The organism is Thermanaeromonas toyohensis ToBE (genome assembly GCF_900176005.1).
Lineage (GTDB): Bacteria > Bacillota > DSM-521 > Neomoorellales > Neomoorellaceae > Thermanaeromonas > Thermanaeromonas toyohensis.
The window spans coordinates 2590883-2606656 of sequence record NZ_LT838272.1; the positions used below are offsets into that span (position 1 = coordinate 2590883).

Annotated in this window: 16 protein-coding genes; 3 read left to right on the plus strand and 13 right to left on the minus strand. The window is 49.3% G+C overall.

What is annotated here, in order from left to right:
* Positions 1–28: 28 nt before the first annotated feature.
* The 9 genes from B9A14_RS13250 to hydG all read right to left on the minus strand — a co-directional run bounded on the left by B9A14_RS13250 (position 29) and on the right by hydG (position 6595).
* Entirely contained in the window at positions 29–388 is a 360-nt protein-coding gene (locus tag B9A14_RS13250; protein ID WP_084666302.1) for a (2Fe-2S) ferredoxin domain-containing protein, read from the minus strand.
* A complete protein-coding gene (locus B9A14_RS13255; protein WP_172839164.1) occupies positions 357–944 on the minus strand; it encodes an ATP-binding protein in 588 nt (195 codons plus the stop codon). The genes B9A14_RS13250 and B9A14_RS13255 overlap by 32 nt, the downstream gene beginning before the upstream one ends.
* A 17-nt stretch (positions 945–961) precedes the next feature.
* The gene (nuoE, locus tag B9A14_RS13260; RefSeq protein ID WP_084666306.1) at positions 962–1435 is read right to left on the minus strand and encodes an NADH-quinone oxidoreductase subunit NuoE; all 474 of its coding nucleotides are present in this window, start codon (positions 1433–1435) and stop codon (positions 962–964) included.
* A 33-nt stretch (positions 1436–1468) separates the two neighbouring features.
* Positions 1469–1804, minus strand: coding sequence for a DRTGG domain-containing protein (locus B9A14_RS13265; protein ID WP_084666308.1), 336 nt, complete (start codon positions 1802–1804; stop codon positions 1469–1471).
* Positions 1801–3126, minus strand: coding sequence for a [Fe-Fe] hydrogenase large subunit C-terminal domain-containing protein (locus B9A14_RS13270; protein WP_084666310.1), 1326 nt, complete (start codon positions 3124–3126; stop codon positions 1801–1803). Before B9A14_RS13270 ends, B9A14_RS13265 begins: the two co-directional genes overlap by 4 nt.
* Before the next feature lie 11 nt (positions 3127–3137).
* The gene (locus tag B9A14_RS13275; protein WP_277995821.1) at positions 3138–3512 is read right to left on the minus strand and encodes an ATP-binding protein; all 375 of its coding nucleotides are present in this window, start codon (positions 3510–3512) and stop codon (positions 3138–3140) included.
* Between the two features lie 216 nt (positions 3513–3728).
* A complete protein-coding gene (gene hydE, locus B9A14_RS13280; protein WP_084666312.1) occupies positions 3729–4784 on the minus strand; it encodes a [FeFe] hydrogenase H-cluster radical SAM maturase HydE in 1056 nt (351 codons plus the stop codon).
* Between the two features lie 77 nt (positions 4785–4861).
* A complete protein-coding gene (locus B9A14_RS13285) occupies positions 4862–5110 on the minus strand; it encodes a TM1266 family iron-only hydrogenase system putative regulator (RefSeq protein ID WP_084666314.1) in 249 nt (82 codons plus the stop codon).
* 72 nt (positions 5111–5182) lie between these two features.
* Positions 5183–6595, minus strand: a complete 1413-nt coding sequence (gene hydG, locus B9A14_RS13290; protein ID WP_084666316.1) for a [FeFe] hydrogenase H-cluster radical SAM maturase HydG — start codon at positions 6593–6595, stop codon at positions 5183–5185.
* Positions 6596–7194: 599 nt separating this feature from the next.
* Here hydG and B9A14_RS18330 point away from each other — a divergent pair.
* Together B9A14_RS18330 and B9A14_RS13295 are read left to right on the plus strand one after the other, a co-directional pair.
* On the plus strand, positions 7195–7488 hold the full coding sequence (locus B9A14_RS18330; RefSeq protein WP_422938478.1) for a DUF6922 domain-containing protein: 294 nt from the start codon (positions 7195–7197) through the stop codon (positions 7486–7488).
* On the plus strand, positions 7437–8063 hold the full coding sequence (locus B9A14_RS13295; protein WP_084666318.1) for a nucleotidyl transferase AbiEii/AbiGii toxin family protein: 627 nt from the start codon (positions 7437–7439) through the stop codon (positions 8061–8063). The genes B9A14_RS18330 and B9A14_RS13295 overlap by 52 nt, the downstream gene beginning before the upstream one ends.
* Positions 8064–8194: 131 nt before the next feature.
* Here the strand turns inward: B9A14_RS13295 and B9A14_RS13300 are convergent, their stop codons facing one another.
* The 4 genes from B9A14_RS13300 to B9A14_RS13315 all read right to left on the minus strand — a co-directional run bounded on the left by B9A14_RS13300 (position 8195) and on the right by B9A14_RS13315 (position 14428).
* Positions 8195–8560: a CBS domain-containing protein gene (locus B9A14_RS13300; protein ID WP_084666320.1), complete on the minus strand. Its 366-nt coding sequence runs from the start codon at positions 8558–8560 to the stop codon at positions 8195–8197.
* A gap of 125 nt (positions 8561–8685) precedes the next feature.
* On the minus strand, positions 8686–11211 hold the full coding sequence (glgP, locus tag B9A14_RS13305; protein ID WP_084666321.1) for an alpha-glucan family phosphorylase: 2526 nt from the start codon (positions 11209–11211) through the stop codon (positions 8686–8688).
* 11 nt (positions 11212–11222) lie between these two features.
* Positions 11223–13991, minus strand: coding sequence for a 1,4-alpha-glucan branching protein domain-containing protein (locus tag B9A14_RS13310; protein WP_197686518.1), 2769 nt, complete (start codon positions 13989–13991; stop codon positions 11223–11225).
* Between the two features lie 5 nt (positions 13992–13996).
* Entirely contained in the window at positions 13997–14428 is a 432-nt protein-coding gene (locus tag B9A14_RS13315; RefSeq protein ID WP_084666325.1) for a DUF4912 domain-containing protein, read from the minus strand.
* A 374-nt stretch (positions 14429–14802) separates the two neighbouring features.
* Here B9A14_RS13315 and B9A14_RS13320 point away from each other — a divergent pair, with 374 nt between their 5' ends.
* Positions 14803–15738, plus strand: a complete 936-nt coding sequence (locus B9A14_RS13320) for a 2-keto-3-deoxygluconate permease (protein WP_084666327.1) — start codon at positions 14803–14805, stop codon at positions 15736–15738.
* Positions 15739–15774 lie beyond the last annotated feature (36 nt).

Here is a 15774-nt window from a genome sequence, read left to right on the forward strand (position 1 = left end):
ACCGGGGATGTTATTGATTAATTAAGGGTTACTTATTGATCACCCAATCACCGATTATTAAGCCATTCGCAATGTGCTGGGCCACGATCTGGCGTGCCTTCCTCGCATCCACTTTGCCGTAAGTCACTTTAGGCTTGCCAGGGACAAAAACATCCACTAAGGGTTCCTGGGCACAAAGACCTATGCAGCCAGTCTGGGTAACCACCACATCGGTGAGCCTGCGTTTACTTAACTCATCCAGGATAGCAGTCATCACTTCCCGGGCACCGGCCGCAATGCCGCAAGTACCCATACCCACCACTACTTTAACTTTGGCCCCTTCTTCCCGCAGGGCAATAGCCTTCTGGGCCTCCTCCTTAAGCTTTAGCAGATCCTCCAGGGATTTCATGATTGCCCTCCACCTCCATTTGAAGTCGCCTTAAACCCTCATTAATATAGTCCTTAATCCACCTAAGAACAGGAGCTAAGTTTAGGGGGATTTCCCCCAAGATGGTTTTTACTTCCTTACTTGAGAATGTAAACTCTTTCTCATTTACCCGGTGCAAATACCAAATTTCCACCGGCTCCTCCCGGCTCAATATAGCAGCTATGGTAGCACCCATATCCCCCAAGGGTGGACAATCCACATGGTTTAGCTGCATGGCAACGAAAACCCGCGTCCCTTCCCCTGGGCAAGATTTCACCTCTAAGAAGCCCCCGCATGCTTCCGCCGTAGCTCGGAAGAGGGGAAGACCAAGACCAACCCGCCGCGTCTTACGCGTAGTGAAAAAGGGATCTAGGCATCCCTGGGCTTCTTCCTTTTTCATGCCCCTTCCGTTATCTTTAAGTTCAATGTACACCTGCCCAGCATCCTTATCTTCAACGATGTGCAGTTCAAGAACAGAGGCTCCCGCTGCGAGGGAATTTTCCATAAGATCTAGGATGTGTAAGGCCAGCTCTTCCATCCCCATAGTTCCCTTTTTTACTTATAAGATTTAAGTACCTCGACAGCCGTATCCGGCTTAAGAAGCCCATGGGCGCGCTTGTTAACCATCATAACCGGACCTAAGCCGCAGGCTCCCAAACACCGCACTACTTCCAGGGAAAAGCGGCCATCATCGGTACTATCCCCGGGTTTGATGCCCAGTTCTTTTTCCAGCCTTTCCAAGATCTCCGGAGACCCCTTAACATAGCAAGCCGTGCCCTTGCACACAGAAATTTGATATTTGCCCTTAGGCTTGGTGGTAAAATGGGAATAAAAGGAAACTACGCTGTAAACCTCGCTCAAAGAAACTCCCAGGCCATCGGCTATAGCCATCTGCACCTGTTTAGGCAGATAACCGATGAGCTCTTGGGCTTGGTGAAGCACCTCAATAAGGGCTGAAGGTTGGCCGCGGTGAGCATCGATAATTTGTTCCAATTGCTCCCACTTCTCTTCACATTGACAAGGTTGCATCAAGTGAAAAACCTCCTTTTCACGAAATAAAGCTTAAAAATTGAGCAGCTTATACAGTTCCCCCGCCACAATAAACGTGTTTTCCTTTGTAGTTAAGATGGGTATCCCTTCGGCATCAGCGCGTCGGCGAGTAGCCTCTTCGGGGTCGCGCCCGCTGGTTACTACTATCCCTGCAGCATCCACCAGAAGGGCTACGGCTACTATGTTTTCATGGGTTTGAAGGGTAACCCACAAGCACCCGGGAGGTGCGTGGGCGATAACTGCACTCAAAAGATCCGCCGCGTAACCAGCTAGTACTTCCCTCTCCAAACCCTGGTATCCGGCTACCACTTGTAAACCCAAGCGCGAGGCTATCTCCCCTACCTTCATGGGAGGTCTCTGCTCCTTTCTGGCTCGGCCATAGAGGGCGGGAGCTTCCTAGCCAACTCCGCAACTTCCTCTGCCAGTACACGCACCCTTTCCCGGAGAAGAAAAATACAATCTGTATCCACCGCATAGCCCCGTACTATATCTTCAGCTAAGGCTCGGCAATTGGGGGAGCCGCAGGCCCCGCAGTCTAGGCCAGGAAGAAGCTTCACCGTTTCCTCCAGCCGTTGCATTTTAAGAAGAGCACTGGCAATATCTTCATCTAAGCGTAAGGCTGGACGAGGCTCCAAATCCTTTTCCCTCCACCAACTCCCCCGGGCTGCCATATCAGCTAGAATTTTTTCTTCAACCTTTTGCTTAGGCAAGGCTTGAAGTAACTCCCCTAGCCGCCGTTTAGCCTCATAAGGGTTGCTCACCATTAAGGCCCCTCCCACGCAACCGCCCGGGCACGCCTGGGCTTCCAGATAATCGAAAGGTTCCAGTTGCCCCTTTTCCATAGCTTCCAATACTTCGATAACATGGTGAATACCATCTACCTCTAAAAGCTTCCCGTACCCCAGGGCTGCGTTTTCTCCACCGCTTCTCCCCCATCCCACCCCATAGGCCCCCGCTTGAGCTTCCAGGCTCTTCGCCTCTTTAAGGGCTTCGCGAACTTGGCCATATATGGAGAGAATGGGAATAACGCCATCGATCAGTCTTTCCCCTGCCCCTTGAGTCTGGCGAACAGCAGTAATCTTAGCTGGGCAGGGAGAAAGGAAAAACACTCCAATATTTTCTGGGGGTAACCCCGTGCGGGTGGTGGCTTCTAACCGTGCGAGACGTGCGGCAACATTGACCGGTGGCTCCACCGGTACCACATGATTAATAAGAGAAGGAAACCGGACCTGGATTAGACTCACTACCGCCGGGCAGGCTGCAGAAATCATAGGCCGCGGCCGGTCAAGATCTTGTAAAAGCTTTCGCGTAGCCCAGGATACTGCTTCTGCTGCTAGGGCCACTTCAAAAACGGCATTAAAGCCGATTTTAAGGAGAGCCCCTAAAATCTGAGGTATACCGCCAGACGCCTGGAATTGGGAATAAAAGGATGGAGCAGGTAACGCTACTACATAGGAAAAATTATATATTGCCTCCAGGCTATCACCCACAGCTATCTTGGCATGGTTAGGGCAAACCCGAATACACTCTCCACAGTCAATACACCGCTCTTCTATGATCTGGGCCTTTCCGTCCCGCACCCGGATAGCTTCGGTAGGGCAACGCTTTATGCAGTTAGTGCAACCCTTACACTTATCCCGATCCAGGCGGACGGAATGAAAGTATTCCATCCTCCTCTACCTCAATCCCGGAAACCCGTAGGATAAAATTCTATGTGTAAAGAAGTCCCCCGGCCAACCTCCGATTTTATCTCTAACACATCAGCACATGCCTTAATATTAGGCAACCCCATTCCTGCCCCGAACCCCATTTCCCGCACTTCCGGGGGTGCCGTAGAGTATCCTTCTTGCATGGCTAGTTCAATATCGGGAATACCAGGGCCTTCATCCTCGGCTACAAGGACTATTTTTTGCGGTTCTATCTTAACCCTTAGTTCCCCCCGGTAAGCATGGATTATCACATTAGTTTCCGCTTCAAAGGTAGCCACGGCCACCCGCCTAACTAGCTCCGGGGAAAACCCTACCTGTTGTAGTACTCGTTTTAACTTCCCGGCCACCTCTCCAGCGGCCTTAAAATTCCTACCCTGGACAGGATATACCAGCTCCAGGAGCAATGGCGCTTCACCAAGCTTTACCAATTAACTCTTAAGGTGACTGTGAACTCATTCACATTTCATCTTATTCGCTATCCCCTTCTTATTTCCTCCCTAAAGCAACAAAATTCCCTGTATTTGTTCAAATCAACGAACATCTTTGTCCAAAAATATAGACGTTCAATTTTCTGTGAGGGGTCGTAGAGCGTGACCTGGACCCCGGCCTATCCGACGGCCCAAAGAGTGGATCATCCCTTCCAGGCAATAACGGCAATCCGCAGGTTCTTCATTGACACATATCTTGCCAGGGTAAATCTGGTAGTCTCCCCGGTACTTCCTGGGGGTAAGATTCGGCATAACTACGTTCGCACCACGCTGGAGGGCGAGCTGCCGACCATTAGGTGACAAAGTACCTACAGCGGTGGTAGCTGGTAGATGGGCCCATGGTAAGACCAGACGAGCCACAGCCAATACCCGGTAGGTCAATTCCAAGCTACCAGCCGGATAACTTCCTAAGGGAGTGTCTGGATGGGGGATAAAGGGACCTATGCCTGCCATCTCTACCCTAAGCTTACGTAAAAGGAGAAGATCATCGGCCAGATCTTCCAAGGTCTGGCCGGGAAGGCCTACGATGTTTCCCGAGCCCACCTGGTAACCTAGCTCCCGTAGCCACTGTAGGCAGGTTATCCGTTCCTCCCAGCTCATGCCGGGATGCAGCCTATGATAAAGCCTAGGATTAGCCGTTTCATGCTTAAGGAGGTACCGGTCAGCGCCAGCCTCGCGCCAAAGGGCATACTCCTCCCGCGATCTTTCTCCCACGCAAAGGGTCACCGCCAGACCCATTCCCTTAATAGTAGCTACTAACTCGGCTAGCATCTCTGCCGAATACCACGTATCTTCTCCGGACTGGAGCACTACTGTACCATAGCCCAGCTCCACGGCCATCCGGGCGCTCTTAAGGATCTCCTCTTTTTCCATGCGGTAGCGCCGCAGACGCCTATTATCCGCCCGTAGTCCACAATAGTGGCAAAGCCGCCGGCAGTGGTTAGAAAATTCTATGACCCCCCGCAAGTGTACCTCTTCACCTACATACCGGGCGCGGAAGTTATCGGCCTCCCGGTAAAGGGCCTCCTCTTCTTCACCGGGCCGAGCTGAAAGAAGGATTATAAGAGAGGCTTTGTCAGGTTCCTCCCCTTGTATTATCCTAGATAGAGCAGTAGCAAATTCCTTACGCAAAAGTTTTCACCTCACTTTCCTGTCAAGACTACTATAAACCCCTCCCCTTTCACATCAGCACGCTATCGCGTTTCACCTCATTTTCCCGTTAGGGCTGCCCGTACCTTTACCCCCGGTAGGCTCCCCAACTTGCCCGTAAGAGCACCCACAACATCTGTACTTCCATCCACAATCAAAGCGATGACCGCTACCCCTCTCTCGCGATAAGGGACACCCATACGGCCCACAATATAGTCGCCGTAATCGCTTAAGACAGCATTTACCCGCGCCGCTACCGCTTCCCGATCTTCTATAACTATCCCTATAACACCAATCCTCCGCTCCACCTGGTCAATACTCCTCCCTTCTACAAAGGTTCTACTTAGCCGTGGATATTTGCTGCGCCTTCTGAATGGCCTTTAAAAATAAAGGTCTCGTTCGCCCTCTTCTATGCGCTTAAGCCTCCTTAGGGTTTCTTTACGCACAGCTTCATTAGGTATCTCCTCAAGATGTCGACTTATGATTTCCTCGCCTATCTTACGCGTCTCTGGAGTAGCATAATCAAGGAGGTATTCTTTAAAGGTCAGGAGGGCATTAGGCTGGCATACGTTCTGGATCTCGCCTGATTTGGCCAGAGCCATAAAACGCTCCCCCGTGCGGCCCCGCCGGTAACAAGCAGTACAATAGCTGGGCAGATAACCCCGCTGACACAGATCCCTAATAACCTCGTCGGGATGCCGACGATCTTCCACTTCAAATTGGGGCGTTTCCTCTTGTACCTGGGTATAATGCCGCCCATAGCCACCTACCCCTGTACAGGAGCCCGCGCTGAGCTGGGAAACTCCTAGCCTAAACAGTACAGTCCGAAATTCAGGGCTTTCCCTGGTGGAAAGGATAAGTCCTGTATAGGGCACCGCTAAGCGGATTACTGCCACAGCCTTTTTAAACTCCTCATCAGAAACCAAGAAAGGAAAATCCTCAAGGGATACGCCCTTAGCCGGGCGTAGACGTGGGACAGATATGGTATGGGGGCCTACTCCGAAGGTTTTCTCGAGGTGTCTTGCGTGATAAAGAAGGCCTAGCACCTCGAATTTATAGTCATAAAGTCCGAACAATACTCCTAGCCCTACATCATCAATCCCTGCTTCCATAGCCCTGTCCATGGCCGTAGTATGCCAGTCGTAATCGGCTTTAGGACCGGAAGGATGCATATATTCATAAGTGGGTCGATGGTAAGTCTCCTGGAAGAGCACATAAGTACCGATACCTGCTTTTTTAAGCTCCCGGTACTCATCCACCGTGGTAGCAGCGATGTTTACATTCACCCGGCGTATATTTCCGTTTTTTTCCGTTATCCGGTATATCCGGCGGATAACTTCCACCACATAATCCAAAGGACAATTTTGAGGGTCTTCCCCCGCCTCTACAGCCAGACGTTTATGTCCAAGGGATTCTAAAATCCGTACCTCCCGTTCCAATTCATCCCAAGCGAGGCGACGTCTAGTGAACTTATTATCCCGGCGATACCCGCAATACCGGCAGTTATTAATGCAATAGTCACTAATATATAGCGGAGCAAAAAGCACCATGCGCTTCCCATAGATCTTTTCTTTTATCTCCCCTGCAACAGCAAAAATCCTTTTCCACAAGGCTTTCTCTTTGGCCTGAAGCAACACTGCTACTTCATTAGGCTCAAGGCCTTTGGCTTCCCGGGCTTTCTCCACAATTTTTTCGGCTAACTCAGAAGGTGCACCTAAAGCTTCCGCCAACAGCCCTTCGATCTCTTCCTGAGGTATAAAATCTACCTGGTAATTATGCCTCGGAATATACATTCTATTCTCGTCCCTCCTTACTAAAAATAAAAAAGCTTACCCACTACCTGGGAATAGCTGGGTAAGCCCTTGTTACCCATAATCCATATCCTTTCCCTCCCCTTGATATTCAGGACCCCATGGAAGCTTAAGGTCAGAGACTTGCTCTTCCCTGGTTCCCCTCATCGCAGGATTAAGGTCTCCATCCTCCCAGGCGGGCATCCCTAGCCTAAATTTGTCGCCAAATTAATACCTCTGTTAATACTTCTGTCGCTAGGATAACCCTTTCGAGTTTGGCTACCCTTAACCCACCCAGTCAGATTGTTCTAGTATTATTTTGCACAATCATATATAAAAAATCAAGTTAAAGTGGGTATAAGCATTTATTTTTATTATGCATCAACACTATTGTAATCGTATTCCGCCAAAAACAAATCCCTTTAGGGACCCATGGGGAAGCCGCACAGTTCCATAGCCGCTTTAAAATGTTCGTTTATATTCCTGGTAAACTTTTACGTTCCACAAAAAATGGTATAATTATCATAGTGAAAAAGTTAAAAGAAAGGCCGAAAAAATTGTCCTCAAGCCAGTAATAAAAAGGCAGGAGATATCCGTTGAGGTTGCCGTCTTTTTTAAGAAAATATTTTTGGGACGTCTCTTTTGACAGCCTGGATAGTCGGAACGACTCGTATTTTATCCTCGAACGGTTACTGGAATACGGCGATGCCCGAGCCATTCAGTGGGTTTTGAGCCAGTATAGAGATGAAGAGCTCCTGAGAGTAATCAAAACCAGCCCTAGGCTATCTGCTAAAACTGGCCATTTTTGGTGTTGTTATTACCATCTTCAGGAGGATGAGCTTAAGTGTTTGCAGCCGCCCTCCCATCGCAGGGACAGCAAGTACTGGAATTATTAAGCACTAGTGGTTTATTGCAAAATTTTTATCTGGCAGGCGGTACTGCCTTGGCCCTGCACCTGGGCCATCGCCTTTCCGAAGACCTGGACTTCTTTTCCCCTGCTATAGTGGATACCTTTATGCTCAAACAAAGGCTCCAGGACCTAGGGGATTTTCAAGTGCTGGAAGAAAAATGGGGTACCCTTCATGGAATTCTCCGGGAAACCAAAGTCAGTTTCCTATATTACCGGTATCCCCTTCTTTTTCCACTTACTACATTCAGGGGTTGCTCAGTGGCATCTCCTGAAGATATTGCCCCCATGAAAATAGAAGCCATCGCCTCGCGGGGCAGCAAAAAAGATTTTTACGACCTGTATTTTATCGCCCAGGAAATTGCAAACTTACGCCAGTGCCTGGAACTCTACCAGCGTAAGTTTGCAGGAACCAACTTTAACTTATATCACGTGTTGAAAAGCCTTACCTACTTTGCCGATGCTGAAAAGGAAAAGGACCCTATCTTATTGCGCCCTGTTAGTTGGCCCCAAATAAAGAAGTACTTCGAACAAGTTGTGCCCCCGCTTTTAACCTGCATATAAAGTTCCACCTTATCCTCAAAGGGTACCGCGATGGCCAGCTCAAAATAGCTCACCTCTGTTATAACACGTTCATAAATTTTAATCAACTCTAGCGGTACCGCAAACGAAAGCAAAAAGTGGTAAAAGCTTTTTTATCTGCTAAGCTTCTGGGCCATAGCCGCTACAATATCGGCCCGGCTGATGATACCCACAAGGCGGCCTTGGTCATACACTGGTACCCGCTTTATTTTTTTGGTGTGTAAGATAGCTGCTACTTCTTCAATAGGAGTATCGACACTGACACTGATTACTTCCCGAGTCATGATATCTTTAACCTGGGTACCGTTTCTTAACTCTATAAGATCTGCCTCTGTGACCATCCCCACTACTTTCCCACTTTCATCGCATACCGGCACGCCGCTTATGTGGTGCTCAGCTAGAAGCTTAGTTAGTTCATAAATACGGGCATAGGCCTTGATGGTAATCACTTCCTTGGTCATAATATCCTTGGCCAGCACAGCTCCCCCCTCCTTTCCTCTTTTTTAAGAAAAATCAAATTACCTCCAGCTATATTTTTACGGCCATAAGTAACTAAACCAGATTAATTAAAACGAACAGCCCTTGCTTACCAAGATAGTAGCTTTTACCCCCATAAAACCAATCCCGTATAGTAGGGGTGGGGAAAATCCTCTTGATAGGGCACCACGAGGATCTTATATCCCTGGCGGCCGCTCTGCCGGCAAGGAATAGTACCTTCATACAGGTATCTTCCTTCCCCTAGATCCTGGGAAACCTTTAAAACTACCTTCTCCGCCTCTCCAATCTCTCCCCAGCTATCCATCTTCCCATAATAAGCCATTACCTTAACATCTCTAGGCGTTAAGGCCCCTAACGAAACTCTCACTTGCAAAGGCAGCTCTTCCCCGACTATCAGCGGGCTATCCTTCCCTTCTTTAACCTCTTCCACCTGCACTTTACCCCAAGATATCTCCACCCGTTTCCTAAAGCCAGCCAATTCCCTGGCCCGTTGCTGATCATTGGCCTTAAGCCTTGAAAACAGGCGGGCTGCAGGAAAGTAAAATTGCTTTGCGTATTCTTCCACCATGCGGTGGCTATTAAAGATGGGGGCGTAAGCCTTAATAGAGTTTTTAACCTGCTCTAGCCACTTTTTAGGAATCCCTTGCTCATCGCGTTCATAGAAGAGGGGGATCACCTCTTTTTCCAGCAGGCTATAGAGGGAACTGGCTTCCAGGGCATCCTGGTAAGAAGGATCAGTATAAACTTCACCCTGCCCGATAGCCCAACCTGCCCCCATCTCCCAGGCTTCATCCCACCACCCATCTAGCGTGCTGATGTAAAGAGCACCATTGAGGACAGCCTTCATTCCGCTGGTGCTACAAGCTTCTAAGGGCCGGCGGGGATTAGCCAGCCACACATCCACCCCCTGTACCATAAGGCGAGCTAGCTCCATATCATAATCTTCCAGGAAGACCACCCGGCCCCGGAATTCTTCTTTCTGGGCATAAGTTACAATCTGGCGGACTAGTTTTTTCCCCTCCTCATCCTGGGGGTGGGCCTTGCCAGCATATATGATTTGCACTGGTCGCTCAGGATCGCCTACTATATGAGCTAGCCTTTCCAGCTCATAAAAGAGGAGGTCTGGCCTTTTATAGGCAGCAAAACGGCGAGCAAAGCCTATAGTTAAAGCCCGGGGATTCAAAATAGTTTTTACTTCTTCTATCTCTTTTGGGTTTGCCCCTTGCTCCTTAAGGTTATATTCCATTTTCTTCCGTATAAACTTAATTAAGGCCTCCCTCTGTTTCTCCCGGGCCTGCCACAGCTCTATATCCGGCACTTCCTTTACTGCCCTCCAGGCTTCTTTATCCGCCGGGTTCGTTCGCCAGGTAATGCCTAGGTAATGGTCAAAAAGGGCGGCCATGGGGGATCCCACCCAGGTAGGAACATGCACCCCATTAGTTATGGCGCCAATGGGTATTTCCTCCTCTGGCACTTCCGGCCATATCATCTGCCACATCTTCCGGGCCGTATATCCGTGCAGGCGGCTCACACCATTAGCCCAAGCTGACAAGCGCAAGGCCAGCACAGCCATATTGAAGGGTTCTTGGTGGTTATTAGGGTCTTTCCGTCCCAGGGCCAAAAACTCCTGGCGGGAAAGCCCTAAAGACTGGTAGTACTCAGTAAAATACTTGTCCATCAGATACGGGGGAAAGAGGTCTATACCAGCAGGCACTGGGGTATGGGTAGTAAAAATATGGCTGGGAGAAGCTAACTCCCGCGCAGCAGCAAAATCAAGGTTATATGTTTCTTTTAGCTGGCGTATGTGCTCCAGGGCCAGGAAAGCTGAGTGGCCTTCGTTTAGATGATAGACATGGGGCTCCAGATTTAAACCTTTTAGAGCCCGTACCCCACCTATACCCAGGATTATTTCTTGCTGGAGGCGCTTCTCTAGGTCGCCCCCATAGAGCTGGTCAGTGATATTCCGGTCGGCCTCCCAGTTCTCAGGTACATCAGTATCGAGCAAGTATAGCTTTACACTACCCACCTGGGCCTCCCATACGTAAACTTTTACCGGACGGTCTGGAAAATCTACTTCCACCATCAAGGGAGAACCATCCGACCCCCTCACCCTCACCACAGGCCACTCATAAAAATCATAACGCGGGTAGATCTCCCTCTGCTCACCCAGACCATCTATCTTCTGGCGAAAATAGCCCTGCCTATATAAGAGCCCTACCCCCACAAGGGGAATCTTAAGGTCGCTAGCTGTCTTTAAGTGATCCCCAGCTAGAATCCCTAACCCCCCGGCATAAATAGGCAGAACTTGCGCCAGGCCAAATTCAGCCGAAAAGTAAGCGATTAAATTTTCGGTAGCGGGCGAACGGAAGTAATCCTGGTATTCCCTCCATACCTTTTCTAACCGGGCCAGGTAATGGGGGTCCTGGCTAGCTGCTGCTAATCTTTCCTCCGGCACCTGGTAAAGAAAAAGATTAGGATTATGCCCGCACTCCTCCCATATATCTTCGTCTAGCCTTAAGAAAAGTTCTTCCGTCTCCTTTAGCCAGCTCCAGTAAAGATCTAGGGCTAAAAGTTCAAGGGGCTTAAGTTTCTCTGGTATACGAGGTTGAACGAAAAAGGTGTGAGCTGCCATTTTATCCTCTCCTACTCTTCTTTCCCTATTTCCTTATAAACTTCTAGCGTATGCCGCGCTATCGCCTCCCAGGTATAATCACGCTCTACTTTAGCGCGGGCCTGGCGGCTAAATTCTTCCGCTTTAGCAGGATTTTGCAAAATAAACACTAGGCAGCGCAAAAGATCCTCTACATCACCAGGAGCAAAGGACAAACCCGTCATTCCATCCTCTACTATCTCTGCTAAACCGCCGGTGCGCGAAACGATCACAGGTACGCCGGCCGCCATAGCCTCTAAAGCTACAATGCCGAAGGGTTCATATAGGCTCGGGAAAACAGCTACATAGCTTTGCCCTAAAAGCTCATTGCGCCTCGTCTCCGAAACAAAACCGGCAAACTCCACCCGTTCGGCTATGTTTAAAAGAGCAGCTAAGTGTTTAAGCTCTGGAGCATAGGGGCCTGCCCCGGCCACCACCAGGCGGGCTTCTGGGAAAAGTGTTAGTAGGCGGGCAAAGGCTTTAAGGAGCACTTGGACCCCCTTTTCTACTACCAAGCGGCCCACATAAAGCACTATAGGTCCTTTCTCTCCTTCGCGCGTGATATCTATAGGCCGCACGCCGTTAGGGATTACCCTAACCTTACCCAAAGGAGGGTGGAAAAGCTCTTCTACCTCCCTGGCCATATACTGGCTACAGCAGATCACTTTTTGCGCTTCCGCTACAAGTTCCCCCTCCATCCCGTGGATAATCTCCTGCAAGGGATTATGCAATCCCCGGTTTCGGCCATATTCAGTGGCGTGGATAGTAGCAATTAGAGGTGCTCCAAAAGCTCTTTTAAGTTCCTGAGCAGCGCTAGCTACCAGCCAATCATGGGCATGTAAGATAACTTTACGTGGAGATAAGCGGTAAAATAATTCGTACCCCTTATCGGCTAGGGCTAAATTGAATTGCAATACCCAATAAAGAAAATCTACTCCTTGCCCTGGTCCCTGGTAGCGGGGAACATAGTGAATTTCTACACCCTCATAAACTATAGAAGAAGCTTCTTCCCCAGGGGCTAGGGTGAGGACATGGACCTCCACTTCCTCCCGGGCTAAAGCTAAAGACAAGTCGCGCACATGAATCCCTAAGCCCCCCACATGCTGGGGCGGGAATTCCCAGGCCAGCATAAGTACTACCGGCTTATTCACGACCGAAACCCGGCCCTGGCCAGTCTCTTTCTTCGCTTCCCGCTGGTACAGAGAATAATCAAGGTTAGGAAAGAGACCTTCCCGCGCTTCTAAGCAAGCGAGGAAATCTTCCTCTAGGCCACCTTGCTGGTAGCCCTGGTAGAGCCTAAAAAAGTTTTGCAAGTGTGTTTTTAAGCGGCCTTGGGCATACTCCATCACTGTCTTAGTCGTCAAGATAAAGGGCCAGTCGCTGCTTTGGGCGAGTAGAAGCTCCCGCGCCGCCTGCCTTAAAACGCGCTCTTCTAAGGGCGAAGGGTCCCTAGTTTTTTGGGCCATGGCCTGCATGGCCTTTTCGGCCTGGTGGAGAAGGGGATATACCCAGTCATTGGTGGGATTTAACCACATCTGGTTATAACCCCCTTCCCCCCAGCTAGAAAATCCTAAGTTTACTTCCTCCCGGGGCGGGTACTTATCTAAATACTCGGAAAGAGTAGTAAGCTGCACCTGATAGTTTGAAGAAGCTGCAAGTCTTAAAACTTCTTCCAGCCAGTCTGGACCCTCAAACCACCAGTGGCCAAAAAGCTCTGCATCATAGGGCGCTACTATCACCGGCTCCCCTTCCATCCGCCCGGTCCAGTAAAGGGCCTGCTGGTCCCGTTTTTCCATAAAATCATAAGCATGCTCCCTAACCTTTAAACAAGCAGCTTGGTAATCATAGGGTTCCTTGCTTTCGGTTGAGCCAGTAATGCGATAGTATTTAAACCCCGTGTCTCCCCGTATACCGCCCAGGAGGTAAGGTGCTAGGTACTCAAAATCCAAGTCATAGCCTATATCTCTATAAAATTCGCGGTAAACGGGATCCCCAGGATACCCCTCCGTACGGCTCCAGACCTGATGGGAAGTCTCCCAGTCTCGGCCGAAGACTGTTAGCCCCCCAACCCTTACCGGGGCATAAACTGCTGCTTGGGGCCGGGGGCGGGCATTAAGAAGCCCGTGGGCTGCTACTATAAAGTAGTTAATCCCCGCTTCTTTTAATATTCTCTCTATACCTGGTGCGTAGCCACATTCGGGCAACCAAAAGCCCGCTGGACTTAATCCCATGATTTCCTCAAAGAAATCCACCGCTACCTTCACTTGGGCCCGCTGGGCTTCAGGAGTAAGGATCAAGGGTAAGTACCCGTGGGTAGCACAGGTGGTGATTATCTCGAGGTTGCCTCGTGCCTGCAACTTCTTAAGGGGGGTAACTAGGTCCCCCTGGTATACTTCTTTAAAGGCTACTGCCAGTTCTTTTAAACGGTTAAAATAAAATTCAGCTACAGGAGAAAACTTAAGGTCTTGAGAGGTACGTTCCCTTTCTCGCTCGGCTAGCTCAATCATTTTATCTAAGAAAAGGCCATAGCGTTCCTGGATTTGGGGGTCAATAAGCATGCTTAAAAGAGTGGGAGAAAGGGAGAGGGTAAGCTTAAAACCTATCCCTTCTTGGGCTAACCTTTCCCAGCTCCTTATAAGGGGCAGGTAAGATTCCGTTAAAGCTTCAAACAGCCACTTCTCTTCCCAGGTGAGTTCGGCCCCATCCGGGCGGGGTATATAGGGCAGGTGGGCATGGAGCAAGATGGCCAGGTGCCCTGCCACAGGCCTCAACTCCTTAAACTAAAGCTAGAAGGAAGGGGATAAGGAGGCTCCTGGGAGCTTTCTTTCTCGCCAGCCGGAAAAAGAGCACTCTTTTCTCCCTCGAGGGGGCCTAGCTTAATCTCTGAGCTACGGGTAAAAACGACAAAATCTCCCTCTAAAGTCCTCACCCCGAGTTCCAGGCAGTAAACCAAGTGGGGATCGATCAAGCGGAAATAATGGCTTCCCTTTTCCCAGGAAGATAGGATAATTTCCTGTTCCAAGGAGGGAGAACTAGGACAGCGCAGGCGCAAAGACAATTTAGCCTCTGGCTTAAGCTTAGCCAGGAATTCCTGCAAGGCCTTTATCCTCTGGGGGGTAAAAATCCAGTACACAAAGATGGTCTGCGGATCCTGTGGCAAGCACACCAGATCATTCGAGAGGGCGCAGAAGTCTTCCATGATTATATCCCCTCGGTTCGTATAAGTTTAACTCCACTCATCCTCCACCCTCCTTTTTATGGTAATAATGATAATTCTTTCTCTTGGTTTTGTTATAGCATGTCCATGGGTAGCAGTCAATCTTTATTAATCAAAGTGCATTATCTGTTTCCAACCTTTTCATTCTACAACATTAAAAACATCTCTAGTTTCAAAAATAAACTCCAACCCCACCGCACTAAGTAATTCCCAAAAACGTTCGATTTTTGTCCTGGTTTAGTCCAGCAAAGGCCTCCAAGTATCTACTTCTTACCTCTCATGTTATCAATTTTACTCTGGCATAATTTTTGCTTTATTAATATACCAGTTACAAAAAACTCTTTGGAGGTGCTTCTATGAGGATCGTTGAAACCATCGAAAAGGTCCCTGGAGGCATGATGCTTATCCCTCTCCTCCTCGGATCTGTTGTCAAGACCTTCTTCCCCGGCTTCCTTGAATACGGCTCATTCACCACCGCCCTTTTCAAAAATGGTGCTTTACCGCTCATTGCCCTTTTAATCGTCGCTACCGGTGCGCAGATTTCTCTGCGCCAAAGTAAAGCTGTTCTTGTAAAGACAAGTGTTCTTCTTCTAGCCAAAACCATTATACCTGGCTTTCTCATCATTATATACGGCTATATCTTTGGTAAGGCCGGTATCTTGGGTTTTTCTCTGCTGGCTGTCCTCGTGGCCTTTATTAACTCCAACGGTGGCCTTTGGCTTGCCCTGGCCGCCCGTTATGGTGATAGCAATGATCAGGGCGCTTATATTGCCAGTGCTCTAAACGACGGGCCCTTCTTCACTTTACTTTTCCTAGGCTTGAGCGGCCTCGGCTCCATCCCTTGGAAATATATTGTGGCTGCTATCATTCCTTTCCTTGTCGGTTTTATCTGGGGTAACCTCGACAAGAAGTTCGCAGAAATGATGAAGCCTACCGCTAGGATCACTATTCCCTTCTTCTCTTTCTCTTTGGGCGCTGGTATTGATCTGCGTTCTCTATTTGTTGGAGGTTTCACAGGGATTATTATTGGCGTGGCTGTAACTATTATTACCGGTACCCTGGGTTACCTGAGTTACCGGTATCTCTTACGTGAAAAATCAGCTATCGGCTTTGCTATCGGAACTACGGCCGGGAACTCCGTTGCCACCCCAGCTATTGTTGCTGATGCCGATCCGTCATTTAAGCCTTTCCTTGCCGTGGCCACGCCTCAGGTAGCCGCCTCTGTCCTGGTTACGGCTATTCTTGTTCCTATTTTTACCCATTATCTGGACCGGAGGTTGAGGGCCAGCTAAAGTAATCTCTCTCGAAAGGGCTTGTCTCCGTACTGA

Excerpts from the sequence above, each read along its gene's own strand:
- B9A14_RS13250 (WP_084666302.1), bottom strand. The coding sequence starts at position 388 with ATGAAATCCCTGGAGGATCTGCTAAAGCTTAAGGAGGAGGCCCAGAAG.
- B9A14_RS13255 (WP_172839164.1), bottom strand. The coding sequence starts at position 944 with ATGGAAGAGCTGGCCTTACACATCCTAGATCTTATGGAAAATTCCCTC.
- nuoE (WP_084666306.1), bottom strand. The coding sequence starts at position 1,435 with ATGCAACCTTGTCAATGTGAAGAGAAGTGGGAGCAATTGGAACAAATT.
- B9A14_RS13265 (WP_084666308.1), bottom strand. The coding sequence starts at position 1,804 with ATGAAGGTAGGGGAGATAGCCTCGCGCTTGGGTTTACAAGTGGTAGCC.
- B9A14_RS13270 (WP_084666310.1), bottom strand. The coding sequence starts at position 3,126 with ATGGAATACTTTCATTCCGTCCGCCTGGATCGGGATAAGTGTAAGGGT.
- hydG (WP_084666316.1), bottom strand. The coding sequence starts at position 6,595 with ATGTATATTCCGAGGCATAATTACCAGGTAGATTTTATACCTCAGGAA.
- glgP (WP_084666321.1), bottom strand. The coding sequence starts at position 11,211 with ATGGCAGCTCACACCTTTTTCGTTCAACCTCGTATACCAGAGAAACTT.
- B9A14_RS13315 (WP_084666325.1), bottom strand. The coding sequence starts at position 14,428 with ATGGAAGACTTCTGCGCCCTCTCGAATGATCTGGTGTGCTTGCCACAG.
- B9A14_RS13320 (WP_084666327.1), top strand. The coding sequence starts at position 14,803 with ATGAGGATCGTTGAAACCATCGAAAAGGTCCCTGGAGGCATGATGCTT.